Source organism: Bacillus sp. HNG, assembly GCF_003400205.1.
Taxonomy (GTDB): Bacteria; Bacillota; Bacilli; order Bacillales; family Bacillaceae_L; genus Ferdinandcohnia.
Map to the genome: position 1 here is coordinate 14,659 of NZ_QUQV01000007.1, position 24,834 is coordinate 39,492.

Annotated in this window: 26 protein-coding genes; 19 read left to right on the plus strand and 7 right to left on the minus strand. The window is 35.1% G+C overall.

What is annotated here, in order from left to right; genetic code table 11:
* Positions 1-15 precede the first annotated feature (15 nt).
* Positions 16-891, minus strand: a complete 876-nt coding sequence (locus DZB84_RS13680; RefSeq protein WP_116352830.1) for an SMP-30/gluconolactonase/LRE family protein — start codon at positions 889-891, stop codon at positions 16-18.
* Between the two features lie 464 nt (positions 892-1,355).
* Positions 1,356-2,270, minus strand: a complete 915-nt coding sequence (locus tag DZB84_RS13690) for an SDR family oxidoreductase (protein WP_116352831.1) — start codon at positions 2,268-2,270, stop codon at positions 1,356-1,358.
* A 172-nt stretch (positions 2,271-2,442) separates the two neighbouring features.
* Here DZB84_RS13690 and DZB84_RS24925 point away from each other — a divergent pair, with 172 nt between their 5' ends.
* The gene (locus tag DZB84_RS24925; protein ID WP_189655246.1) at positions 2,443-2,616 is read left to right on the plus strand and encodes a hypothetical protein; all 174 of its coding nucleotides are present in this window, start codon (positions 2,443-2,445) and stop codon (positions 2,614-2,616) included.
* Positions 2,617-2,624: 8 nt separating this feature from the next.
* On the opposite strand, the gene DZB84_RS13695 is transcribed toward DZB84_RS24925, so the two are convergent.
* Complete coding sequence (locus DZB84_RS13695; RefSeq protein ID WP_116352832.1) at positions 2,625-3,827, minus strand: AGE family epimerase/isomerase; 1,203 nt, start codon at positions 3,825-3,827, stop codon at positions 2,625-2,627.
* Positions 3,828-4,529: 702 nt separating this feature from the next.
* Positions 4,530-4,751, minus strand: a complete 222-nt coding sequence (locus tag DZB84_RS13700; protein ID WP_116352833.1) for a hypothetical protein — start codon at positions 4,749-4,751, stop codon at positions 4,530-4,532.
* Positions 4,752-5,303: 552 nt separating this feature from the next.
* Between DZB84_RS13700 and DZB84_RS13705 the strand changes: the two genes are divergently transcribed.
* From DZB84_RS13705 to DZB84_RS13720, 4 genes are all read left to right on the plus strand, one after another.
* Entirely contained in the window at positions 5,304-6,605 is a 1,302-nt protein-coding gene (locus DZB84_RS13705; protein WP_116352834.1) for a TniQ family protein, read from the plus strand.
* A gap of 74 nt (positions 6,606-6,679) precedes the next feature.
* The gene (locus DZB84_RS13710; protein WP_223254450.1) at positions 6,680-9,391 is read left to right on the plus strand and encodes a TnsA endonuclease N-terminal domain-containing protein; all 2,712 of its coding nucleotides are present in this window, start codon (positions 6,680-6,682) and stop codon (positions 9,389-9,391) included.
* 2 nt (positions 9,392-9,393) lie between these two features.
* A complete protein-coding gene (locus DZB84_RS13715) occupies positions 9,394-10,542 on the plus strand; it encodes an AAA family ATPase (protein ID WP_116352835.1) in 1,149 nt (382 codons plus the stop codon).
* 361 nt (positions 10,543-10,903) lie between these two features.
* Positions 10,904-12,205 carry a TniQ family protein gene (locus DZB84_RS13720; protein WP_116352836.1) on the plus strand — a complete coding sequence of 434 codons (1,302 nt, stop codon included), beginning with the start codon at positions 10,904-10,906 and terminating at the stop codon, positions 12,203-12,205.
* A gap of 690 nt (positions 12,206-12,895) precedes the next feature.
* On the opposite strand, the gene DZB84_RS13725 is transcribed toward DZB84_RS13720, so the two are convergent.
* On the minus strand, positions 12,896-13,303 hold the full coding sequence (locus tag DZB84_RS13725) for an LAGLIDADG family homing endonuclease (RefSeq protein ID WP_116352837.1): 408 nt from the start codon (positions 13,301-13,303) through the stop codon (positions 12,896-12,898).
* 190 nt (positions 13,304-13,493) lie between these two features.
* Between DZB84_RS13725 and DZB84_RS13730 the strand changes: the two genes are divergently transcribed.
* On the plus strand, positions 13,494-14,699 hold the full coding sequence (locus tag DZB84_RS13730) for a CynX/NimT family MFS transporter (RefSeq protein WP_116352838.1): 1,206 nt from the start codon (positions 13,494-13,496) through the stop codon (positions 14,697-14,699).
* Positions 14,700-14,918: 219 nt separating this feature from the next.
* On the opposite strand, the gene DZB84_RS13735 is transcribed toward DZB84_RS13730, so the two are convergent.
* Both DZB84_RS13735 and DZB84_RS13740 read right to left on the minus strand, forming a co-directional pair.
* Positions 14,919-15,134 (minus strand): hypothetical protein, encoded by a 216-nt coding sequence (locus tag DZB84_RS13735; protein WP_116352839.1) that lies wholly within the window; start codon positions 15,132-15,134, stop codon positions 14,919-14,921.
* A gap of 113 nt (positions 15,135-15,247) precedes the next feature.
* Positions 15,248-15,844, minus strand: a complete 597-nt coding sequence (locus DZB84_RS13740; RefSeq protein ID WP_116352840.1) for a YitT family protein — start codon at positions 15,842-15,844, stop codon at positions 15,248-15,250.
* Positions 15,845-16,094: 250 nt separating this feature from the next.
* On the opposite strand from DZB84_RS13740, the gene DZB84_RS13745 reads away from it, so the two are divergent.
* The 13 genes from DZB84_RS13745 (at position 16,095) to DZB84_RS13805 (ending at position 24,578) form a co-directional block, all read left to right on the plus strand.
* Positions 16,095-16,619 carry a Gmad2 immunoglobulin-like domain-containing protein gene (locus DZB84_RS13745; protein WP_116352841.1) on the plus strand — a complete coding sequence of 175 codons (525 nt, stop codon included), beginning with the start codon at positions 16,095-16,097 and terminating at the stop codon, positions 16,617-16,619.
* A gap of 206 nt (positions 16,620-16,825) precedes the next feature.
* The gene (locus tag DZB84_RS13750; RefSeq protein ID WP_116352842.1) at positions 16,826-17,032 is read left to right on the plus strand and encodes a DUF1657 domain-containing protein; all 207 of its coding nucleotides are present in this window, start codon (positions 16,826-16,828) and stop codon (positions 17,030-17,032) included.
* A gap of 74 nt (positions 17,033-17,106) precedes the next feature.
* Positions 17,107-17,568, plus strand: coding sequence for a YhcN/YlaJ family sporulation lipoprotein (locus DZB84_RS13755; RefSeq protein WP_116352843.1), 462 nt, complete (start codon positions 17,107-17,109; stop codon positions 17,566-17,568).
* A gap of 19 nt (positions 17,569-17,587) precedes the next feature.
* Positions 17,588-18,067 carry a stage V sporulation protein AC gene (spoVAC, locus tag DZB84_RS13760; protein WP_116352844.1) on the plus strand — a complete coding sequence of 160 codons (480 nt, stop codon included), beginning with the start codon at positions 17,588-17,590 and terminating at the stop codon, positions 18,065-18,067.
* Entirely contained in the window at positions 18,067-19,086 is a 1,020-nt protein-coding gene (gene spoVAD / locus DZB84_RS13765; protein WP_116352845.1) for a stage V sporulation protein AD, read from the plus strand. Before spoVAC ends, spoVAD begins: the two co-directional genes overlap by 1 nt.
* On the plus strand, positions 19,083-19,433 hold the full coding sequence (spoVAE, locus tag DZB84_RS13770) for a stage V sporulation protein AE (protein ID WP_116352846.1): 351 nt from the start codon (positions 19,083-19,085) through the stop codon (positions 19,431-19,433). The genes spoVAD and spoVAE overlap by 4 nt, the downstream gene beginning before the upstream one ends.
* Positions 19,434-19,445: 12 nt before the next feature.
* Positions 19,446-19,652, plus strand: coding sequence for a DUF1657 domain-containing protein (locus tag DZB84_RS13775; protein WP_116352847.1), 207 nt, complete (start codon positions 19,446-19,448; stop codon positions 19,650-19,652).
* 23 nt (positions 19,653-19,675) lie between these two features.
* Positions 19,676-20,536 carry a DUF421 domain-containing protein gene (locus tag DZB84_RS13780; RefSeq protein WP_116352848.1) on the plus strand — a complete coding sequence of 287 codons (861 nt, stop codon included), beginning with the start codon at positions 19,676-19,678 and terminating at the stop codon, positions 20,534-20,536.
* 162 nt (positions 20,537-20,698) lie between these two features.
* Positions 20,699-21,496, plus strand: coding sequence for a hypothetical protein (locus tag DZB84_RS13785; RefSeq protein ID WP_223254451.1), 798 nt, complete (start codon positions 20,699-20,701; stop codon positions 21,494-21,496).
* 130 nt (positions 21,497-21,626) lie between these two features.
* A complete protein-coding gene (locus tag DZB84_RS13790; RefSeq protein WP_116352850.1) occupies positions 21,627-22,454 on the plus strand; it encodes an amino acid ABC transporter substrate-binding protein in 828 nt (275 codons plus the stop codon).
* Positions 22,438-23,142 carry an amino acid ABC transporter permease gene (locus DZB84_RS13795; protein WP_116352851.1) on the plus strand — a complete coding sequence of 235 codons (705 nt, stop codon included), beginning with the start codon at positions 22,438-22,440 and terminating at the stop codon, positions 23,140-23,142. Before DZB84_RS13790 ends, DZB84_RS13795 begins: the two co-directional genes overlap by 17 nt.
* 12 nt (positions 23,143-23,154) lie before the next feature.
* Positions 23,155-23,904 carry an amino acid ABC transporter ATP-binding protein gene (locus DZB84_RS13800; RefSeq protein ID WP_116352852.1) on the plus strand — a complete coding sequence of 250 codons (750 nt, stop codon included), beginning with the start codon at positions 23,155-23,157 and terminating at the stop codon, positions 23,902-23,904.
* 77 nt (positions 23,905-23,981) lie between these two features.
* Positions 23,982-24,578, plus strand: a complete 597-nt coding sequence (locus tag DZB84_RS13805) for an NADPH-dependent FMN reductase (protein WP_116352853.1) — start codon at positions 23,982-23,984, stop codon at positions 24,576-24,578.
* The last annotated feature ends 256 nt before the right edge of the window (positions 24,579-24,834 follow it).

The window sequence follows — 24,834 nt, forward strand, 5'->3', positions numbered from 1 at the left end:
AATGTTTAATAAGGATTAACCTCCAAAAGCATGTGTTGGAATGCCCCTTGCTCTGGTATTGACAGCAAATAATCCACCAGCATAAGGTTCCTTTGCCAATATTTTCTCTTCTAAACCGATCCGCGCGGAGGTAATATAGAGTTCGCGCAAATCATCACCGCCAAATACGCAAGAAGTCGTAAGTGTTGCAGGCACATTTACGATTTCAAGAAGCTTTCCTGTTTTCGGATTCCACCTTGTTACAGCACTACCGTTCCATAACGCAACCCAAATCATTCCTTCTTCATCCGATGTCATGCCGTCAGGGAGGACCATGCTGTTCGGAATTGAGACGGCAACCCGCGGATTTCTGATTGTTCCGGTTGCTAAATCATAGTCGTAAGTCATCACTTTCTTTGTGGGTGAATCGATATAGTACATCTTCGAATTGTCTGGACTCCAGGCGATACCATTCGAAACACTGACATTCTTCAACACCTTTTTGATACTCCAATCAGTATCTAGACAGTAAAGAGCCCCGACATTCGGTATCGAGTCATGGCTCGTAGTACCCGCCCATAAACGTCCAGCAGCGTCACATTTTCCGTCATTGAATCGATTGTTCGGCTTATCTAACTCGGCAGCACCAATAAACGTCATATTCCCTGTTTTAAAATCGTAGGCATAAAACCCATGTTTTAGTGTCATCACAATACCACCCAATTTTCTCGGAACAACCGCGCCGATATACTCCCCGGTATCAAAGACCGTATGTGTCTGCTTTGCTGGATTATACAAATGTAGCTTTTGCCTTGTACTATCTACCCAGTACAGCACTTTCCTGCGTGAATCCCAACTAGGTCCCTCACCGAGTTCGGCTTTTGTATCCAGAACCAATTGAATTGAATTCATTATTTTCCTCCTACAAAGTTTAACAGTTGGTTATTCTACAAAAAACTCCTTATCTATCAAGGAGTTTCATTTATTCTTAGCTTATTGATGAAAGTAGCAGTATAATGCGACATGCGATTCAAGGAATTCAAATATTTATGAACTTAACACATCGCTCCACGATTTGAATTCAAGGTTTTCCATAACATATAGCTTGGGAATCAGAAGCTAAAAAGACATAGCTTGTGGCGATTTCAAATGGTTGTCCTGCTCGTTTTATGGGTACAGTAGATATGTTAGCTCGAACGTGTTCGCTTCTTTTACAGAAAAATAGGAAGGAATGAGTGGGGTCCAAAATCGGATGTAGAGCCACATTATTTATAGAATCTCTTTTTAATTAGAGCGAACATTTTGGTATAATTCACCGCAACCACAATATTTATTAGATTCAAAACAGACCCCATTGAAATTTTTATTTATGGTAATTAGGATGACGTCCATTCTCCTCCGTTAACATGAAGTGTTTGACCCATTACGAAACGTGAGTCATCGGAGGCAAGATAAACATAAGTAGGGGCAAGCTCAAATGGTTGACCTTGACGTTGCATTGGATTTTCAACAAGTGTAACCTGGTCCGCAGAGAAACTCGATGGTATAAGCGGTGTCCATATTCTTCCAGGAGCAACTGCGTTTACCCGGATGCCCTTATTTATAAGATTATTGGCCAAAGCGCGGGTAAAACCAATGATTGCCGCTTTAGTCGCTGTATAATCAATCAATTGTTTATTTCCAACATACGCCACAACAGAAGCTGTATTTATTATCGAACTACCTTCATGTAGATACGGAAGTGCTGCTCGGGTTGTGTAGAAGTGTGAGTAGATATTCACCTTGAAAGTATCATCAAATTGCTCATCGGTAATATCTAGCAAGCTTAATTCCTGAAACTGGATCCCTACATGGTTACAAAGCACATTCAATTGCCCATAAGTTCGCATCGTTTCTTCCACGATATTAACGCATTGCTGTTTTTCTCTTAAGTCACCAGGCAATAATAAACAACGTTGTCCAAGTTCTTCAATTCTACTCTTTGTTCGGTTTGCATCCTCGTGTTCGTCTAAATAAGAAATGGCAATATCAGCCCCTTCTTTAGCAAAGGCGATAGCGACTGCTGCACCAATCCCACTGTCCCCACCTGTAATAAGTGCGACCTTTCCTAAAAGTTTTCCACTTCCTTTATAATTCGGATTTTCAATGATTGGTCTTGGAACCATCAGCTTTTCTACACCCGGCTGGCGAAGCTGGCGCTGTTCTGGCACCGTAATTGGAGTATCTTCATAACGTGTTATTTTCCCATAATTGGGATACATGGGATAACCTTTTTGATCATCATGTGACATGGGGAATCCTCCTAATAAACTAACTTCAATTTTACGTTATGTCACAGAGGCCCATGTAGTGCAAGATTCTTTTAATTTTTGAAAACATATAAAAAGAATGTGGTTAGGTACGGGCTCAATACTGTAAAAAATTGAATATTGTAAGAGAAAGAATTCTTAAAGGAGGTTCAGTATGCAATATTATGAGTACAATCCCGAAGTGAAGCTGTTGTTAATTAATCAATCAAATGAAATAGTTCAGGTGTTATACAATGGTAACCCACATCCTTATTCAATGCCCAAAATAGGACCTAGACCTCCCTACTATTGTAATCCAAGATATGAACAATATTATCCTGTTATTTAGGGACTTTATCACTTTGTAAACGATCGAATGGTTTCAAAACAATTAGCAACAGGGTGATAATCTGTTTTTGTTATAGGACTTTTAACATTGCTAAGTTTTTGATTTTTTCTGTTCAATTTCTGATACCAACCGCCGTAGATTTTATCAATAAAATACGTCCACGCATATCTAAAAATAACATCGTAATTTAATAAATACGTCTCATCTTTTAATCTGGTTCCAATCACGGCGGATGCTCCTATAGCCTCCGCTATGACCCAGTAGTATTTGTTTGAATCTAGTACATCGCCTTCTGTGCTGAATGAGTAAAAAATTCCGCCGTATTTAGCATCCCAGCTATTCTTTAAAGCAATATTATATAATTCTAAAGCTCTTTGAATCATCCATGGTTCTGATTGGTACCTTTCCAACATGATTAATAATTTACTCCACTCAATGGAATGTCCTGGTATGAAACCGAGGGGGCGAAATTGCTTCATATCCTCGTTTGTTTCGATATAATTCCAATCTATATTCCAATTAGAATCATAATGCTCCCATATTTGCCCACCTGATTGAGAGGCTAATTTAACTGTGACTGCATAAGCAACCGTATAGGCCTTTTCTAGATATTTCAAGTTATAAGTTGCTTCATATGCTGCAATCATAGCTTCACATATGTGCATATTGGCATTTTGCCCTCTATATGGGGAAACAGCTGACCAATCGGAACTGATTTCATCAACGTATAATCCATGATCTTCTTCCCAAAAATGTTGCTCGAGTATATTATAAGTATTGTCAATTAAATCAATAGCCCACTGTATTCCTGCTTGATAAGCTTTTGAAGCCCCTAATAAAACAAATGCATGGCCGTAAGCATATTTTTTTTTAACAGATACCTCATTATCTTTTAGCTTCCAGAAGTATCCTCCTTTTTCCCGATCAAGGTAATCATTTTGTAATTTTGCCAGGCCTTGTTCTGCAGCGTGAACACACCAAGGAGCTCCACTTAAGGTAGCCCCAATACTAAATACATATATAAAACGTGATGTTCCCACTAAATGTTGTGTTTGATAATTACAGATCGTTCCATCATCTAGAAAACAATGGTAATATCCACCCATACGTTGATTTATGCATCTTGGGTAATAAAAATGTAGGTTCTGAAAGATATGGTTTGATACCCATTCAGGATTACGAAACATGTTAGTGTATTGTTTATTATGCATCAATCCACCACCAAATATTTTTTGATATATCTTTACGGATATTCAAATATTGATATAAAACTATTCTTTGGAATTTACTAATATACATTGTCTGAATTATTTATGTTAGTCTAATATGGTTTCAGCCACTTGCCCAACATTCTAGAATGTGCTAAATAGAATTGTTTCTACAAAGTAATGTTTCTAAGCCCTCTGAGGAAAGGGAAACTAAAATAGCCTGTTACAGGCTATTTTTAAAATTACGTTGCTGTCTTTTGGTACATGGCCTACTGATAACAACAAGGCATTCGCCCGGTTTCAAAAGGAGGGCAAACCAGCAAAGCAGGATCTTGATATAGGTTGCTTTTTTGTAAACAGAAACACAAAAAATTTTTGAACATATCTAATTGCTTTTATATTTACAGATTTTTTTAGGGGGAATATGGTTTACAGTTAAAGAGAGTAATAGCCTCTCTAAAGCTAGTAGCATGTAGAATAGAATTATCCTATCATATATGCTATCAAAACAAGTCGCGACATTCAGTGTCGCACAGGGGTTACTGGATCTTTAACGAAAAGAGTCCAATTTCTCAATTTTTATACGGAGGAATTAGGCTTTTTAATATTCGATCTTCCTTAACGTTGTAAATCCGCATTTTCCTGACGCTACCCCATATATAAATAAATATCTAAAACTGGTATTCTTACACCATTATTATTTTTTTATTCAATTTGTCTTACTTTTACTACAGGTAAATCAGGATAAAATTTTCTTTCTTCTGCTAAAAATGTGTTGAGATAATTGTCATTGATAAGTATAGGTGCATATTTTTCCTGTATTTTTTGTTGAATTTTCCTATCATTTTCGTCCTCAATTTTCCCATTATAAATTTCGTAGGGAGCAAATATTAATGCAATTATTATTAATAATCCATAAAACTTCATTATACTCTTCTTAAACATTTCCTCGTTTGATTTATACTTTCATAAATAAAAGAAGTCATTACTTATAATCGATTTTATCTATACTTTAATATAAGTATACAATTTTTGTTTATAAGTATTATTCAATAATATTGCGCATTTGCGGAAGACTGTTCTTATTGCAAATCAATCAAATTTGTATATCAACTTTAACATTATTTATTGGTTCATTATCATTGTTCACCCAGAAGGTATGAAGTGGTTAACAGTCTGTCATCCATTGGTCACTTTTTTTATTCAGTGGTAAAAAATATGTCATTGATGGTACATTTCATTGGCTGTAATCACAAGACAAAGTTCCTTTATGAAACTGATCAGTAAATGTAACAAAATAATTTAAAAAATATTGAATACAGAGGTGCCAAACGAACTCAATAAGATATGGAAAGGAAAATACAAGGAGCGTTTTTAATAAAAATCCTGAAGAAACAATAAGAGTAATTAAAAGGGGAGTGTGAATAGGAAAATATTTGGTGGTTAAAATAACCAAAAAATATTTTAGAGGATGTAAAAATGAATATCTTTGTTGACGAAACAATTACGAGTAAATTATATAATATTCCACCTCAGGGAGCTGGAACTTCGGAGGTGGAATCCTTGTCTAGCTATATTGTTAGGTTATCGAATGCACATTGTATAACGACTGGTAGCCTAGTATCTTCATTTTTAGCACCAATTCTAAATAAGGATTATTTATTAAAAATAGCAAAAAGGGGTGGAAATGGATTTTATAATTCTTCAAATGGAATAAATGGTATAGGTACTGTGGCAGAAGATTTTATAAATGTAATTGAACTACTAACCTCTAGAAATGACTTAAGGAATAACACTTTTATTAAATGGTCAAAAATACTTCCGACAAGAGGACTTCTTAGAAAAACAAAAGCGTGGTGTCCGGAATGCTTTGAGGAATCTAAAAAAAAGAACTTAATTATATATGACCAGTTGATATGGAATCTCTCTTCTGTAGAAGTTTGTTTAAAACATAGGGTAAAGTTAATAGACCAATGTATCGTCTGTAACAAATCAAATTCTCATTTATCAAGGAAATGTGTACCAGGATATTGTAATAACTGTAAGAGTTGGTTAGGTACAAATATTCAAGAAATAAAAAATATAGTGTCCTTTGATGACTTAGTATACAAGAAAGCTCAAATTGTAAATGATTTTATTGTTACAACTATTAAAGAAAACAATATTTATTCAAAAGACAGAGTTTCAGTATCCTTAACACATTACATAGGTGAAATTTTTGATGAAAATATATCATTAGCAGCTAAGGGATTTGGTTTTCCCGAAACTACATTTAGATATTGGGTTAAAGGTGAAAATCAACCGCCATTAGAGTCAATACTACATATTTGTATTCAATTAAGAATTAATATTAATCAATTTTTGTTAAAAGAGCCTTATCAAAGTACAGAAAAAATTCAAAACAAAAAATTGGAAAGTGAAATATTAAATAAACATGATCATAGAGTAATTTATGAAATTTTAAAATTCATTATTAATAATGAAATCCCAATATCTATTAAGCGAATCTCTGAAATATTTGGCTGTGACAGAAAATTACTTTATAGCAAATATCCGGATGAATGTACCTATTTACGGAAAAACTTTGATGTCCATACTGCTCTTCAAAAAAAGAATAGGTTGAACCAAAAATATAAAATTATAGAGGAAGCTTTTAATAATTTAGTTAATGAAACAGTTTATCCAAGTGGGAGGAAACTGGAAGAAAGAATCGGATTTCCTATACTAAAAGAAAAGAATTTGAGGGAAAAGTGGCAATCATTAAAAAAGAATATTAAATAAAAAAGTGAAAGAATAGAGGATTTTAATACATTTTGTAGAAATTTTCAGAAAAGTAGTTTGGGAGGTGATGAATTTTGCAAAATGAAGATATCGTGGCATTCCTAATTCGAAAGGGGATGAGTGAGGAAACAATTAAATATATTCATGCAATTCGAAGTTCTGAACCAGCAAGAAGAGTTGGAAGTAATGGGAAAAATGTTCATGGGACATATCCAAGTAAGAAAATGGGAAAGTCTATACAGTTTGAGAGTCATCATTTGGAGCTTGCAGGTATATATGAAAAAGAATTTGACCCAGAAGTTTATGAATATTATGATCAGCCTCCATCATTTAAGATAAATTATAAATTTAAAAATGGTAAAAATGGTGGAAGTATGTACACAGCCGATTTTTTTGTAATAAGTGAAAATTTTATAGGATGGGAAGAATGGAAGACTGAAGAAGAGTTAATAAAATTATCTATTGAAAATTCAAGTAGATATTTATTGGATGAAAATAATGTTTGGAGATGTCCACCTCAAGAAAAATTTGCTGAAAAACATAATCTATCTTTTAGAGTTAGGTCCTCAAAAGATTTAAACCAAAAATATATTCGAAATATTAGATTTCTTGAAGACTATCTCTTAAGTGAACAATTGGAAATTAAAGGGGAAGAAGAGATTCTTACAGTGATTAGAAAAAATGAGGGGGTATCAATAAACGAAATACTTGAACATGAAAATAATTTTAATGCTGATTTAATCTATTCATTAATAGTCACAGGTATTATTTATGTAGATATAAATAATGAAGTTATTCCCGATTTTAGTGCTTGTCTTTATAGTAATCGTGCTATTAAAGAAGCTTATCAAAATTTAATACATTCGCAATATGATCTTAAAGTAAATACGTCAAATAAATTTAAGGTTCAAACTGGAGAAAACATTATTTGGGATGAGGTTGTATGGGAGATTTTAAACCTAGGCAAAAGTGATATTTATCTTATGTCGGAAGAGAAAAACACTGTAAATATACCACATAATACTTTTAATTATTTAATTCTACAAGGGAAGATTAAAGGAATTGAGTTGGAAGATACTAGCTCATCTAAAGATTTAGACTTGTTTAAACAAGCAAGCCCTGAAGATCTTCTTGAAGCAAACAAGAGGTTTGCGCTGGTTTCACCTATCATAAGGGGTGAATTAAGAGCGGAAGATGTCGCTACTTCGTCTGAATATAGCCTTAGAACGCTTCAAGATTGGATGCAAAAATTCAGAAATGCAGAAACTGAATTTGAATATGGTTATGTTGGATTATTACCTAACCATAATAAAAAAGGAAATCGTCTCTCAAGGTATCCACAAAAAGTTATAGACCTAATGCTAGATTATATTACCAATAAATACGAGGATTATCGTCAAAGGACTGCTAGGTCAGTGTACCAACTTTTTGAAGGAGAATGTAAAGAACTTGGCTATGACCCCATTCCTTCGTATGTGACATTTACACAATATAAAAATAAAACACCTTTAAGTGTACAAGAAGAAAAAAGAAAAAGTAAAAAGGCAGCATATGACCATAGTGATTTTACATTCTATCTTTCAGAAGATAATCCAAGGCATGGAGATAGAATATTTGAATTCTGTCATATAGACCATACATTATTAGAAATTGAGTTGCGATGTTCAGTTACAAATAAAAATTTAGGACGTCCATGGGCTACTTTCTTAAGTGATGCATATTCAAGAAGATTGCTTGCAGTTTCTTTATCATTCGATAATCCAGGTTACAGGAGTAATCTCATGGTTCTTAGGGAATGTGTTAGAAGGCATGGCAGATTTCCAAGTACTGTTGTTGTGGACGGTGGAAGGGATTTTAGAAGTATTTATTTTGAAACATTTACTTCAAAAAACAATTGTGGGAGAAAATATCGACCAGGTGCTAAACCAAGATATGGGAGCGTTATAGAACGTTTATTTGGAACTGCGAATAAATCCTTCATATCTAGTCTAATTGGAAATACTCAATTGACTAAGAATGTAAGAAAACTTACTAAAAATACAAATCCTAAAAATCTTTCAATTTGGACCCTTGAAGAATTCACCAAGTTATTAGAAGAATGGGCCTACGAGTTATATGATCGAACAGAGCATAGTAGTTTAGGGGTGTCTCCAAAAGAAATGTATGAATTAAGCGTTAAAAAAGGAGGAAATAGGGAGGTAACCCATGTCGCTTATGATGAGACATTTAAATTTTTAGTATTGCCAACCACCAAAAAGGGAACTGCAAAAATTCAACCAGGATATGGGGTGAAAATTAATAGATTTTATTATTGGGATATTGTGTTTAAAAATGGTCTATTAGAAAATAAGCAGGTTCCTGTAAAATATGACCCCTTTGATGCAGGTATTGCATATGCTTTTATTAATCATAACTGGGTAATGTTGAGATCTGAGAAATATCAAATACTGAAAAATCGTTCCGAAAAAGAAATACAAATAGCTACAATTGAATTAAAAAGAAGAATGAAACTTGCAGAAGATAAAAGTGAGATAACTCAGAAGATGATTACCGATTTTCTTGTTTCCATTGAAGGAAAAGAAATACTACTTACACAACAATTAAAAGACAGGGCATTTAGAAATATTTACCTGATTGAAGGAGGTAAAGTGGAAAAGGATGAAGTTAAGTCTGGGGAAAATAACCAGATTAGTAAAAATGAAAATCCTGGGAATCTTAAACTTGTAGTTGATAACAGCTATGATGACTTTGAAGAAATTGAATTTGAGGATTTTGGGGAGTTGTAAATATGTCGCTTAAAAGGAAATTTCCAGTTGAGCTGTTAAATGCAACTAATGAGGAAAAAGTTGAGTACTTTAAAAACTATACGGTTGCTCATCCTTATTTTAAAGAAGCATATGAAAAAATATTAAAACATATTAAAAATCCTTCTACTAAAACTGTGATTCTTATTTATGGCCCATCTGGATCAGGAAAGTCTGAGTTATTTAAAAAGGTTTATGAAAATATTTATAAAGACTTTCGTTCAGATATGGAAAGAAATAGAGGATTTATTCCTATTTGTGGTTTTGAAGCTATAGCTCCAAGCAATAGTAAGTATGACTGGAAAGATCATTTTATAAGATCTTTAATAGCAATAAAGGAGCCCTTAATTGACCACAAAATTGATATTAATAAGCTAAAGAATAAGGATATTGAATTTAGTGATAGAGAAGTAGACAGGTCATTGAGAAGATCCTTAGAAAATGCACTAAAGTATAGAAAAACCTTGGCATTTATGATAGATGAGGCTCAACATATGACATACAATGGCTCTGCGAAAACATCAAATAACCAGATGAACTTAATAAAGTCTCTTGCTTCAATCTCAAAGACACCCCATTTTTTATTTGGAACATATGAGATTCTAGAATTTCGTAATGCTAATGGTCAATTATGTAAAAGAGGAATAGACGTTCATTTAAAAAGGTACGATGTTAGAAATAAAGAAGAACGAAAGTGGTTTATACAAACTCTCATGCTACTTCAGAAGCATCTCCCCTTAGAAATAGAACCAGAGCTCTCGAAAAATTGGAAGACTTTTTATCGCTTAAGTGTAGGCTGTATTGGATTGTTAAAAGATTTACTTCTAACGACACTAGAATTTAAACTACTCGAACAACCTAATTTAAAGACCCTTCTACTAGAAGATTTTGAAGAATTTGCATTAACGAATACACAACTTTATCAGTTGGCACAAGAAGCTATGACAGGCGAAGATACAGCCAAAGCAATAGGTAGAAGTCAAGAAGAAGTATCGAATAAGTTGGGGATACCTGGTGAAGTTAATCATAAACAAGTTACAGAAGAACACTCCGAGGAGAATGATGGTAAAAAGCCTGAAAAGAAAACTGGAAAGGTAGGAGAAAGAAATCCTACAAGAGATGAGGTAGGATAAAAATTTGGAATAGAAGGTATCAAGCTTAGGCAAAAAATGAGGAGATATCTTATGAGATCCGATAATAATTGTGACACCCAACCTCTCAATGAAAAAATCATCTAGAAATGAATTTTACTTATGAAAGTAATAATTTTGATTTATATAATTTGCCAGAAAGAAGTTCACTCTATTGAACCCCAAGGTTTTAATACACCATATGTAGAGAGTTTAAGTAGTTATATATTTAGGCTAGCAGAGTCACATAATGTTAGCTTTGGAATTTTAATGAGTAATCTTTTATTTTCAGAATTAAGTTCTTGTCCATGAATATAGTGAAGGCACTGTAAAAACGAATAATATTTGGGAGTGATATATAGTAGTGAATACAGTGTTGCTCGAACGTAGTAGGTTATATAATTTAGAACCAGTTGGGATAGGCACAGCAGAAGTTGAAAGTTTAACAAGTTATTTTTCCAGGCTGGCTAACTGCCATTCTGTAAAATTAAGTAAATTGCTGGATTTAGAAGTTTCAAAAGAATTAATAAAGGAATATTTGAGTAACTCAATAAAAAGAAATAGAACAAAATATACTCAATATATCAATGGAACTTCGGAAGTTTCAATCGATTTTGTACAAGCTTTGGAAAAATTAACAACCCGTAATGATCTAATTAATTTAACTTGTCAAAACTGGAGAGGAATCTCGGGCCATTCGATATTAAATAATAAGAGAGTTTGGTGTAGTCAATGCCTTTATGAAGCTAAAATTTTCGGATACGAAACTTATGAGAAACTTATTTGGCAAATAAAGATGATTAATATCTGTCCAGAACATAGAACTAAATTAGAGTCAAAATGTCCTCATTGTAACAGAGAAAACGCAGTAATGTCGGCAAAACTACGACCTGGTTTTTGTTCAAAGTGTGAAAAATGGTTGGGTGACAATGTTTTCTCCCCCACAAAAATAGATGAATGGGAAAAGTGGAAAATAAATAATATCAAGCTATTGTTAGAATATTTTCAAAATAGTTCTATTGTTCCCTTAAATAATATAATCCCTAAATTTATGGAGAGATTAATAAATATTTTTACAGGAGGAAATGTGAGGGCTTTTGCTAGAGAAGTAGGAGTAAGTAGAAACACCTTAAGAGATTTTGTAAATGGGAAACCAAGTTATATATCTCTAGAGAGATTATTAAAGATATTATACTATTTTGAAATTACTATTTTAGAAATGATAGAATTAAAGGAAATTAAAATTACTAAAGTTAATAAGCATGCCAACAGTCTTTTTCAAAAACAAAATATTAAAAGAGATGTTAACCCTGGGGAGATAAGAGAAAAATTATCTATGATTATTAGCCTAAATGAAATACCACCTCCAAGTGTGAAGCAAGTAATGAAAAGATTAAATTACTCAAGTAGTACTCTATATAAATACGCAAGTGATTTATGTAAAGTATTAGCTGAGAATAGAGCGAACTATTTAAATCAAAAAAAAATAGAACGACTTAAAATGATAGATTTAGAAGTAAGTAGAGTGGTCAAAGAAATTACCGCAGAAGGAAAATATCCTTCAGAGGAAAGAGTAAAAAAAAGATTATTATTTCCGGTTTATTATGAGGAATTATATCAAGCAATGGAAAAAGTTTATAAAGAATTATCAATTCCCCAAAAATAAATTATAAAAAATTACATTCTAAGTGGAAGATAATCCTTTCCGTTAACATTTATTCGAAAAGAAAACAACAAGATTCTCGGCCTAGAATGGATAATGTTTTACAGAGCTGTTTCTTCATAGCTTCTCTTATATTTACCAAGTATGGCGCAAGTAATAAAGTCATCATATGTACTTTACAAATATGTAAGCGATTTGTGTGAAGGTATTACCTTAAATAAAAAGGGATAAATACAAGAGGAATTTAATGGGCGATTACATCCCTTCTTTGACTCTAACATAAAATAGGGGATATAAACATAGTCATATGTTATGCAATTTATGTTGCTTCTTAGCAATCCTGTAGATCGTTAAATCTCAGGTTCAGGCTACGTTGGCCTAAAAAGGGATTAATGCCTAGATATATTAAGGAATGACAAAAATAAAGGTTATGTCACATTATGGTATTTAAAAACTTAATATTCTAATTAATCAATAGTTTGCATTAAGTATTAAATTTAACTAAAAGGTTGCATTAAGTTGTAATAATTCCATAAAAACTCTAGTAATATTGATTGAAATGTTTAAAAATAATATGAAATTAATAATAATCCCTTTAATAACAGTGACGGCAGACTTATGGTTAAATTCAAAAAAACTTATGCTTAAAGTTTCATCAATAGACACGGACTTACCGATTATGGTGAGTCCGTTTTACATTTTGAAAAAATACTCTTCGAATCTAATTTTCTTTTTTAATGTTTCTACACTGTACTTGCCATTTCGTGGGGTAACATTATTATAGTTTTCAAGAATCCAAACAGCACGATTTCTTTTCTTATTTACTCTTAAAAATGGTGCGATATTTTCCAATGTATGAAAAACATCTTCTTTTTTCTTTATTGTTAGCGTATAGGAGTCCTTGTGCCAATCAGGTTTGTAATTTCTTTTAGTATTAATTACTCCACTTGTTACTTTTGGAATATAAAGGAGTAGTTCCAAGTCCGTTGATGCAATAGAGATACATGGTCTACGGTGTTCCTTATCATGCATCCTTGTTAATGAAATACTTCCTTCTCCATCAATTATTCCCACAATATAAGATGCTTCCCACTCTTTCAATTTTTAAACAACCCCTTAAAAATGAGAACGTATACTCTTATGTTTAGTAAATATTTATTGAATCAGAATAAACAGTTTTCATATTTTAATAAAAAGGCTATGATTATTTTGGGCTTGGTAACATGAAAAATTCTTTTTCTAGCAGCATCCTTAATACAGATTTCGTTGTAGAAGTGGAGTGGTGGTGTAGATGGGTTCTAAAAATATAAACATCTCTAAAGCTTTACTTATAATAGGGATTATTTTCGTAGCTTTTAATTTGCGCCCAGCGATCACATCAGTCGGGCCCATTATTGAATTAATTCGTTCTGATTTAGGTATTTCTAATGGAGTAGCGGGTTTCATCACTACACTTCCATTAATCTCCTTTGCGATCCTTTCAATTCTTGCTCCTAAAATTGGACAAATGATAGGAAATGAGAGAACTATTTTTCTAGGGTTATTGGTCTTGTGCATTGGCATTATCACGCGATCATTGGGCTTTATGCCGACGCTCTTTTTAGGCACATTGCTTGTAGGAGTTGGTGTTGCAATTGGCAATGTCCTTATACCAAGTATTGTAAAGCTTCACTTCCCTTTAAAAGTTGGAATCGTTACAAGTATTTACACAACATCCATGAATACCTTAGCTGCCATCGGATCGGGAGTCAGTATCCCTTTAGCCAAGGGTCAATCCCTAGGTTGGAAATGGGCATTGGCCTTTTGGACAGTCCTTGCGGTTATCGCTATGATTATTTGGTTACCACAATTACGTAACAACAATAAAACATCAGCTTCTTATAGTGGTCCATCCTCAAATGGCGCTATGTGGCGTTCATCGATTGCTTGGCAAGTAACATTGTTCATGGGATTACAATCTTTTTTATTTTATTGTACAGTAGCATGGTTACCGGAAATTTTAGAAAGTCATGGAATGCAGTTATCGATTGCTGGTTGGATGGTTTCGTTAATGCAACTAGTTGGTCTACCAACTACGTTTCTAGCACCTGTCATTGCTAACCGATTAAAAAGTCAAAAGATGATGGTATGTATAATTGGAATCGTTTACCTTACTGGGATAATGGGGCTTATGTTTGTGCAAACAAACATACTTCTGATCTTATCTATCATCTGTATTGGAGCAGCACAAGGTGCAAGTATAAGCTTAGCACTCACAATGATTGGACTACGAACAAAAGACTCAAGACAAGCCGCAAATTTATCAGGTATGGCCCAGTCCATCGGATATTTATTAGCTGCCATTGGTCCTACACTAGTTGGATTTCTATTCGATTATACACAATCATGGTTAACGCCATTAGTCATTTTTATTGTGATTTCAATATTGATGACAATAGCAGGTGTTGGTGCTGGACGTAATCGATATGTGGCGGGAGAAAGTATACAAACATTATGATACATGTACTGAAGGGGCTACAAAGGTAAATACGTAGGAGATGGGTACACTCATTGCCGCCCGAATTGTAGCTATAAAGCAGATGGAAATTAGTTAGCTTTTTAAAAAGACCTGATACAAATAGGAGATAAAGCATAAGCCCTCGTTCTGAAAGCTTATGCTTTGTTTTGTTATGCAAACGTGTTTAGGACCCCTTTCAAAAAAAGGGTCCATACTGAATTATGATTCCTCTTTTGTTTGTGTTTGAAGTGTAGATTGGGCCTGATTTATAATTGTTTGAACTTGGGCAATTTCCTGTGAGGCCGATTTTAAAGCTTCCTTAGCTAAAATTTCGTTTGCTGCTGATTGTTCGATTGCCGATGTAATCATGTCTTTTGCAATTGAAGCTTGAGCTTCTGCTTGTTTTAATTTATTCGTGTCAATTTGATTTGTCATTTTACTGCCTCCTGATTTTTTCTAGTTGTAATGACAACGATAATATTTTTCCATAATCGGTTTTTTATATGATTGTATTTATTGTAAGTATTAATTAGTGAAGAGGAGGAATATTATTTCGTTCTATAGTCGCTACTACTCAAATTCCATGTACACAGGCTAGTAGTGATACCTCCAGCTAAAATAGTTAAAGCAGAAAGAAAGAAGGTTTCTGTTGAAACGAATAAACCACCGAGGCAAATGACAAAGATATCGATAATCAGAATGATGATCCCAACATTCATTTTCACAATGTCTGAAAGGAACTGGGCTAATAAATCTGTACCACCTGTGCTTGTCTGATACCGAAGCATAAAACCAATTCCAAAACCAATTAAAATCCCGCCAGTGAATGAGCTAAGTATAGGAGAAATATGTAAACGAATTTGATTGAAGTTATGGAATAAATCTATAAAAAACGAAGATAGAAGCATGCCATGCAAGCTATTAAAAAAATAAGAACGATATTTAAACCATGAGATCGCAAAAATAGGAATACTCAATATCATGATTGAGAACCCAGCATTTGTATGAAATAGATAACTAATAATCAAACCTAAACCAATAATCCCACCGTCTAAAACTTTGTTTGGGATTAAAAATAAATTTATCCCCATCGCAATTGTAATGCTACCTACAAGTATAGCAACTGCTTTCATAAAAAATGGCATATAGTAAGAACTCTCCTGTCTAAGTAACGTGTTTTTATTTATATGCAAAAAACGTTACAATCTGGACAACTTTTAGTTCATAAAAACAAAAATTAAACGGAACATTATAAAAATGCCATTTCAATCTAATTTCCCATACAGCTACGTTAAATAGGACATTAGTCCGTTTTCAACTCCCGTTAGGTATTTTTTCCCTTCAAATACACAGAATAGGATAGAGAGATAAAATTTGTTGAGGAGGGGTTTTTATATGAAAAAAATTCTATTCTTTATTACCGTGCTAAGCATTGCCACTATCTTAGCCTCATGTAATCAAAACAATCAATCAAATCAACCCGATGACAATGAGCAGGTGAATGAAACAGAACAGCCAGCTGAAAATAATAATGAAGAAACAACCCAAGAAGAGGAAAGTGTAGATGAAACTGAACAAAATAAGGAAAGTGATGTAGCACCGGATTCGGAAGAAAAGGTATACCAGAACAAAACATTCAAAGATGTAAAAGTTTCCGAGACGGATAATCAAATCATCATAACTGGTAAAGCTCAAGTTTTTGAGGGTGTTTTTGACTATGCCGTATATGATGGTGAAGATAAGCTACTTGAAGACCACTATCAAACAGTAGGGGCACCTTCTTGGGGGGACTTTGAGATCAAGATTGATAAAACTACAGTGGCTCAACCTAAAAACGAAGTAAGAATCGAACTATTTGTTTATTCCGCAAAAGATGGTTCAAAAGAAAATATATTAAATATTCCACTGACAATGAAATAGAAAAAACGAAAGACATCAATGATCCACCTTGGAAAATTGATGTCTTATTTTAATCTTATTAGGGACGCAGAGACCGTCCTGTGTCCCACAATTATTTTAAATTATGAACCTTATGTTTAATTGTAAAAAAATGGTTTATATAAAATGACCGTATTTTACAGATACTATAGGTGTTTATGAAAAGTCAGAAATGTGGAGGGAAAGTTATGACAGTTAAAAGTCAGGTCAAACAAACAATCGCAGGTTTGAAAAGTGCACAAGCAAGCCTAGAACAATTTTCACTTCAAACCCAAAACCAACAAGCAAAACAAATGTATCAAACTGCTGCACAGCAAACACAAATGATTGTGGATAGTCTTAACCCGCGTTTACAAGAATTAGATGCGGAAGAACCACAATATCAACAAGAATAGCCTTAACATCAAGGTTGGTTATTAGAACCAACCTTTTCTCGAATTGGAATGCTACTGGGATGGGATTGGTATAAATGAAAAAGTACTTCTTTCGTTATGGTGTTTTTATCATTTTAGTCTTTGGATTATTAACCGGGTGTAAGGAAAATATCGATTCTGTCAAAAATCAAAGCACATCGATAACCCAAATAAGTGCAAAAAAGTCAACGAATCAATCAACGGCGAATCATGCTAAAGAGTTAGTAATTAAAAGGAAAGACGTCACCGGGGTTCGCGGGGTCAATACAGATAAAGAACTACTTATCGCAATTACAGTGCCACAAATAGATAGATTTCAGCTGAAGACCATTGAAAAGAATGTGAAGAAGGAGTTAAAAAAGAAATACCCAGATTACAAAATTGAAGTATCAACTGATCAAAAAATCTTTTTAGAATTAGATATTTTGGAGAAAAAGCTTGAAGAAGGGAAGGCTGGGGAAAAAGAGCTAAAAAAAGAATTTGGGAACATAAAACGTCTTATGAAAGAGGAAGCATGATAATGAGTGAGGGTAGCTTATGGCAAATAAAAAAAAGAAAAAATTAACCCCAGTTCAACAAGAATATCAAGCATTTCAAAAACAACGGGAAACAAAACGCCCCTTATTAAAAAATTGTATCAATGCATTTCTAACGGGTGGCATCATATGTCTTATTGGACAAGTGATTCAGACCTTTTACATATATTTTTTTGACTTTACAGAACAAACAGCAGGAAACCCAACGGTTGCTACGCTCATTTTCATTTCCATGCTCTTCACGGGATTTGGGGTTTATGACAGAATTGCACAATTTGGAGGAGCTGGTTCCGCGGTTCCTGTGACTGGGTTTGGAAATGCGGTGATTTCTGCAGCTATCGAACATCGGACAGAGGGATTTGTACTGGGTGTTGGTGGAAATATGTTTAAGTTGGCAGGTTCAGTCATCTTATTTGGCGTTTTTTCAGCCTTCATTATCGCTACCATTAAGACAATTCTGATTACGTGGGGGGGACTGTAATGCTGACTGGTCATCGGACATGGATATTTGATCAAAAGCCTGTCATTATTTCAACAGGAACAGTCGTTGGGCCATTTGAAGCAAAAGGGAAAATTCCGCAAGATTTTGACTTAATTCATGGCGAAATATGGCTTAATCAAGACTCATTTGAAAAAGCACATCAAGTTATGCTAGAAGAAGCCTGTCAAAAGGCAATCGAAAAAGCCAATCTACAAAAGGATCAGATTCAGTTTTTTCTTGGTGGCGATCTCATCAATCAAATCACTCCAACAAGCTTTGCTACTAGAACACTAGGGAGTCCTTACTTAGGATTGTTCGGGGCTTGCTCGACTTCAATGGAAGGATTAGCATTATCCGCATTTTTAGTGAATTATAACGGTGCAAAATACATATTAACTGGTGCTTCAAGTCATAATGCGGCTGTTGAAAAGCAATTTCGATATCCAACTGAGTATGGTGGCCAAAAACCCCCAACCGCACAATGGACTGTTACTGGTGCAGGTGTGGCATTAGTCAGTTCAACGGGCTCAGGACCACGAGTAACATCAGCAACGATCGGCAAAATTGTGGACATGGGGTTAACTGACCCATTTAATATGGGCGGTGCAATGGCCCCTGCCGCAGTTGATACAATCGAGGCTCATCTAAAAGAAAGAAATGTTGATCCATCCTATTATGATCTGATCGTGACGGGAGATCTTGGACATATTGGTCGAGAGGTATCTCTTGATTTATTTAAAAAGCATGGCACTCCCATTAAAGAAGAAAAGTATCAGGATTGTGGTCTCATCATTTATCGGGAAGGACAGCCTGTCCTATCAGGTGCAAGTGGGGCGGGTTGTTCAGCAACTGTTGTTTACGGTCATATTTTAAATCGGATGAAAAAAGGGGAATTAAATCGGGTTCTAGTCGTTGCAACGGGTGCCTTACTTTCGCCGCTTACGTTTCAGCAAAAAGAATCGATTCCTTGTATTGCTCATGCGGTATCGATTGAAAATGGAGGTGAAGAGCAGTCATGATTTTCTTTTGGGCTTTTGTCATAGGAGGTCTCATTTGTGTGATTGGTCAGATCATGTTTGATGTTTTTAAACTTACTCCAGCTCATACATTATGTACATTTGTAGTATTAGGAGCACTTTTGGACGCGTTCGGTTTATATGAACCATTTATCGACTTTGCAGGTGCCGGGGCAACTGTTCCGATTACTAGTTTCGGTAATTCGCTTTTTCATGGTGCCATGAACGAAGCAGAAAAACATGGACTGGTTGGGGTAGTAACTGGGATGTTTGAAGTGACAAGTGCAGGTATTTCAGCTGCCATCATTTTCGGGATGATTGGAGCATTACTTTTTAAACCAAAAGGATAAGGAGAATGAAGAATGACAGTTGGCTCTCAGGTGAAACAATGTCTTTCTAGTATAAAAAGCATTGAAGCGAGTCTATCAAGCTTAGCATTGCGCACGCAAGACACAGAGGCGAAACGAACTTTTCACGAAACCATGATGATCATGGATGAAATAAAAAATGATTTAAAAATTCGAGTTAGAGAAATAGAGCGGGAGGAAGATCAATATAAAGGTTTTTAAATCAATGGTAAGGAGTTAAGATTATGCCAGATTGGTTAGGAATTGCCATACGATCGATAGTATTACTTGCGGTTTTGTTTTTTTTTACTAAATGGTTAGGAAAAAAGCAAATTTCTCAACTATCCTTTTTTGAATATATAAATGGAATCACAATTGGTAGTATTGCTGCAGAAGTCTCCACCGGACTTGATAGAAATATTGTTCATGGATTAATAGGAATGAGTGTCTGGTTCGCTGTCCCATTTGTCATGGACATCATTTCATTAAATAGTAAAATTGTAAGAGATTTTGCTGAAGGAAAAGGAACCGTTTTTATTCAAGATGGAAAGGTAATGGAAGATAATCTAAAAAAAGAAAAATATACCGTTGATGAATTACTAGCAAAACTCCGAAATAAAAATGTCTTTCAGGTAGCAGATGTCGAGTTCGCCGTATTAGAAACAGATGGAAGCTTAAGTGTCTTATTAAAAAAGGAAAATCAACCAGTAACCGCAAAAGTTCTAAATCTCGCCGTTGCTCCAATAAAAGAACCCCAAACCGTTATTATGGATGGAGAAATCATGCATGAACCATTATCATCATCTGGCTACAGTCAGAATTGGCTTGAGACGGAACTTGATAAAATGGGTGTCAGTATTGAAAATGTGTTCTTAGGGCAAGTGGACACTTATGGACAACTGACAGTCGATTTATTTGATGATAAGATCAAGGTCCCATCGCCACAGGAAAAACCATTACTACTAGCTACGATAAAAAAATGCCAGGCGGATTTAGAATTGTTTGCCTTACAAACCAATAACCAATCCGCAAAAGAAATGTATCAGAAAAATAGTGAAAAACTCCAGGATGCACTAAATAAAGTGACTCCGTTTTTAAACAACTAAGAATTTATTTTAAAGCTTAGCAAATTTTTGCTGGCTTCTTTTACTGAAAAAGTTAAATAACTTCACAAAAAGGTAAAAAAAGTTCATTGATACATCTGAAATAAAAAAATACGATGTAAGGGAGTAGATAAGAACCGGAAATAGGAGAGAAATGGGGACATAATGATGATTAATTTAGCTATTAAAGATGTAAATGGAAGCGTTAAGATTGAAAGAGCAGGTCCAGAGTACACCTATCTTGAATTCTTAGAGGAATACCAAGCGGGAGATACGATAGAAGTAACAATAGAAAAAGCCAATTCTTATCTAGTAGTCCAGCTAGATGATGCGCTGGCGCCTTCTTTAGTTTTTATAAAAGAAACAAATTGGACGTATGAGGTTCCAATAAGTGATGAGCTTCGTCGAGCATACTCTCCAAAAGTCTTCACGGGCAAAAAACATTACTTATCAGTCCGTTATGTAACAGAAGAAGAAGTGAATCGCTATCAAAATCTTGCATTAAACCCTCACGACCAAAAGCAAGCGAGTGGTGCATACCCACATGCAGAGGCTAACGTAGAAACGCGTAATGATTCAACATTCTTTGCTCGTAATGCGATAGATGGCATGATTGCAAACGAAGGACATGGCTCTTATCCATATCAATCATGGGGAATCAATCAACAAAAGGATGCGGCTCTAACAATTGAATTTGGACGATTTGTTCAAGTAGATAAAGTAGCGATCGTTTTACGTAGTGATTATCCTCATGATAGCTACTGGACACAAGCTACTTTAGAATTCTCCGATGGATCAGAGGAAGTAGTAAATTTAGAAAAAGTATTCGAGAGGCAGTTTTTTACATTTGAAAAACGAAGTGTGGAATGGGTGTGTCTAAAAAACTTAATTAAAGCAGAAGATGAATCACCTTTCCCTGCATTAACAGAAATCGAAATTTACGGTAGAAATATTGAACAATAAAAATCAGTTGCAAGAGCTGTCCAAGGTGACGGCTCTTTTTATGCTTTCAACCCAGTGAATGAGAATCCGTAAACTTGTAAAATCTACTACTAATTAGATTTACAAATTATATTAACTGGGGGTATCCATAATGAAGAAATTTCTTTTTCTTTTTTCTTTTATATTTACCATTGCTTTAGTCCTAGCAGGATGTGGTGGAACAGATAATGATAACAATGCAGGTAACGATAAAAACAATGCGAAACAAACTGGTTCCCTATTTGATGACATCAAGGAAAAGGGTGTTTTAACAGTAGGAACTGAAGGTACATATGCACCTTATACCTTCCACAATGAAAAGGATCAATTAACGGGCTATGACGTGGAAGTGATTAAGGAGGTTGCGAAGCGCATGGACCTTAAGGTGGAATTTATGGAAACACAATGGGACTCGATGTTTGCTGGTCTTAACTCAAAGCGCTTTGATTTAATTGCAAACCAAGTAGGGATTAATGAGGACCGCCAAGCTAATTATGATTTCTCTGAACCGTATACCTACTCCTCAGCTGTCCTTGTCGTGCCAAAGGATAATAGTGATATAACAACATTTGCAGATTTAAAAGGAAGAAAAGCAGCGCAATCCTTGACGAGTAACTACGGTGCAATCGCACAAGAAAATGGCGCTGAAATCGTAGGTGTAGAAGGGCTTGCCCAGTCGATTGAATTAATCAAGCAAGGACGTGCTGAAGCTACGGTAAATGATAAGCTCGCAGTTCTTGATTATATAAAATCACAAGGCGATGAGAGTATCAAAATTGCAGCTAGTTCAGATGACGTATCAGAGATGGCGTTTACTTTTAATAAAGGGAATGAAGATTTAGTAAAGGCTGTTAATGAACAATTGGCTGCAATGAGGGATGATGGGACGTTAGCAAAAATCTCTCAGGAATGGTTTGGTGAAGATGTTTCTACAAAATAGCGTAATATTAACAATTACTGCAAATATGGAGGGATGGGAGTTATTCATGAACTCCCTTCCTTCCATGCTTTCAGGAGCGATTCAATATACAATTCCACTTACACTTATTTCATTTATCGGCGGACTTTTCCTTGCGTTGCTAACAGCGATGATGCGACTGTCAAAATCGAAACTTGTTCAAGCTCCAGCTATTTTCTATGTTTCAGCGATTCGCGGAACACCGTTGCTAGTGCAATTATTTATTATTTTCTACGGGTTACCCAATATCGGAGTGAATATTGATCCTTTCCCAAGTGCAGCGATTGCATTCATTTTAAATGTTGGGGCCTATGCATCTGAAATCATTCGTGCATCCATTTTATCGATACCAAAGGGACAGTGGGAAGCTGCATTTACCATTGGTATGACAAGATGGACAGCACTAAGGCGAATTATACTTCCACAAGCTGCAAGGGTCTCCGTACCCCCGTTGTCCAATTCCTTTATCAGTCTTGTTAAAGACACTTCCCTTGCTTCATTGGTTTTGGTCGCTGAATTATTCCGCAAGGCACAGGAGATTGCAGCTAGGACATACGATTTCCTTCTATTGTATATAGAAGCTGCCCTAATTTATTGGGTAATTTGTTTCATTTTATCACTCTTCCAAGCAGGGCTAGAACGGAGATTAAGCCGGTATGTGGCAAGATAGAGAGGTGAGGGTATGTTTTTATCGGTAACGGGTTTGGCAAAATCTTTTGGTGATAATGAAGTGTTAAAAAATATCGATTTCGATGTAGAAAAAGGAGAAGTCGTCTCTATTATTGGTCCATCCGGTTCTGGAAAAACAACCATGCTCCGCTGTTTTAATGGCTTGGAACAACCGGATAAAGGAATCTACCAGTTTCAGGATGGGTTTTCGCTTAATTTTGCTGAAAAAGTAAGGAAACAGGACATCATCAGGTTGAGCAGAAAGTCAGGGATGGTTTTTCAATCCTATAATCTATTTCCGCATAAAACAGCCCTTCAAAATGTAATGGAGGGACCCGTGATTGTCCAAAAAAGAAATAATACTGAAGCAAGAAATGAAGCTGTAGAACTACTAGAAAAAGTAGGGTTGAAAGAGAAAATGGATTTATATCCTCATCAACTTTCAGGTGGACAGCAGCAGCGGGTGGGGATTGCAAGAGCATTGGCACTGAAACCGGAGCTTCTCTTATTTGATGAACCCACTTCAGCCTTAGACCCTGAACTAATCGGAGACGTATTAAAGGTAATGAAGGATTTAGCCAATGAAAATTGGACGATGATTATTGTTACCCATGAAATTCAATTTGCAGGTGAAGTCTCAAATAAAGTTCTGTTTATGGATGGCGGATACATTGTTGAACAAGGAAATCCTGATGAAGTTCTGAAAAATCCGAAGCAAGAGCGGACGAAGCAGTTTTTACAACGAATTTTGAATCCAACCTAATAAAGCGTATAAATTTTGTTGGTTATTAGAAAATTAATAGTGTATTGCTTTACTTAACTACATAGGTGGTGGTAGGTATGGGGTTTTTAGACAAATTGTTTGGCAAAAATAAAGCAACGGAGGAACAACAGATGGCTGATGAAAAATTAAACATAGGGATTATTTTAGGAAGTACTCGTGAAGGACGCGTAAGTCCACAGGTTGGCGAATGGGTGAAGGGTTATGGCGACAAGAAAGGAAATGCAAATTACGAAATCGTTGATATCAAAGATTATGACTTACCGTTTTTAGGTACAGCGGATTCTCCAGGAATTGCGAAATGGAATGAGAAATTAGCTAGTCTCGATGGATTTATATTTGTTGTGGCAGAATACAATCACAGTATAACGGGAGCATTAAAAAATGCGATGGATTCAGCGCGTGAAGCTTGGTACAACAAATCAGCTGGAATCGTCAGCTATGGTTCAACTGGTGGTGCACGTGCAGCGGAACATCTACGTGGAATCTGTGGTGAATTAAACCTAGCTGATGTCCGCACCCATCCAACATTATCACTATTCTTAGACTTTGAAAATGGTACTGATTTCAAACCTCAAAATATACACGATGATAATATGAACATGCTATTAAATCAAGTTGTTTCTTGGGGTAAGGCTTTAAAGACAGTTCGATAAAATGATTGGAGGTAAGATCCTCGCTATTATTTAAACCTTTGAAGAACTGAGTTAGGTATGCTACCGAACTCAGTTCTTTTAATTTGGCTGTTTTCAGATATTAAGTGCAAACCTAGTTGATTGGAGCGTAAGGTGGCGACTCCTCGAAAATGCATTCGCTATTTTCTTCGTGCGTGGGTTATTTCAAGGAAGAAATTCAAAGTCCTGCGGGAAAAGCGTGAGACTTGAGACCCCGCAGAAGCGAAAGCGACGAGGA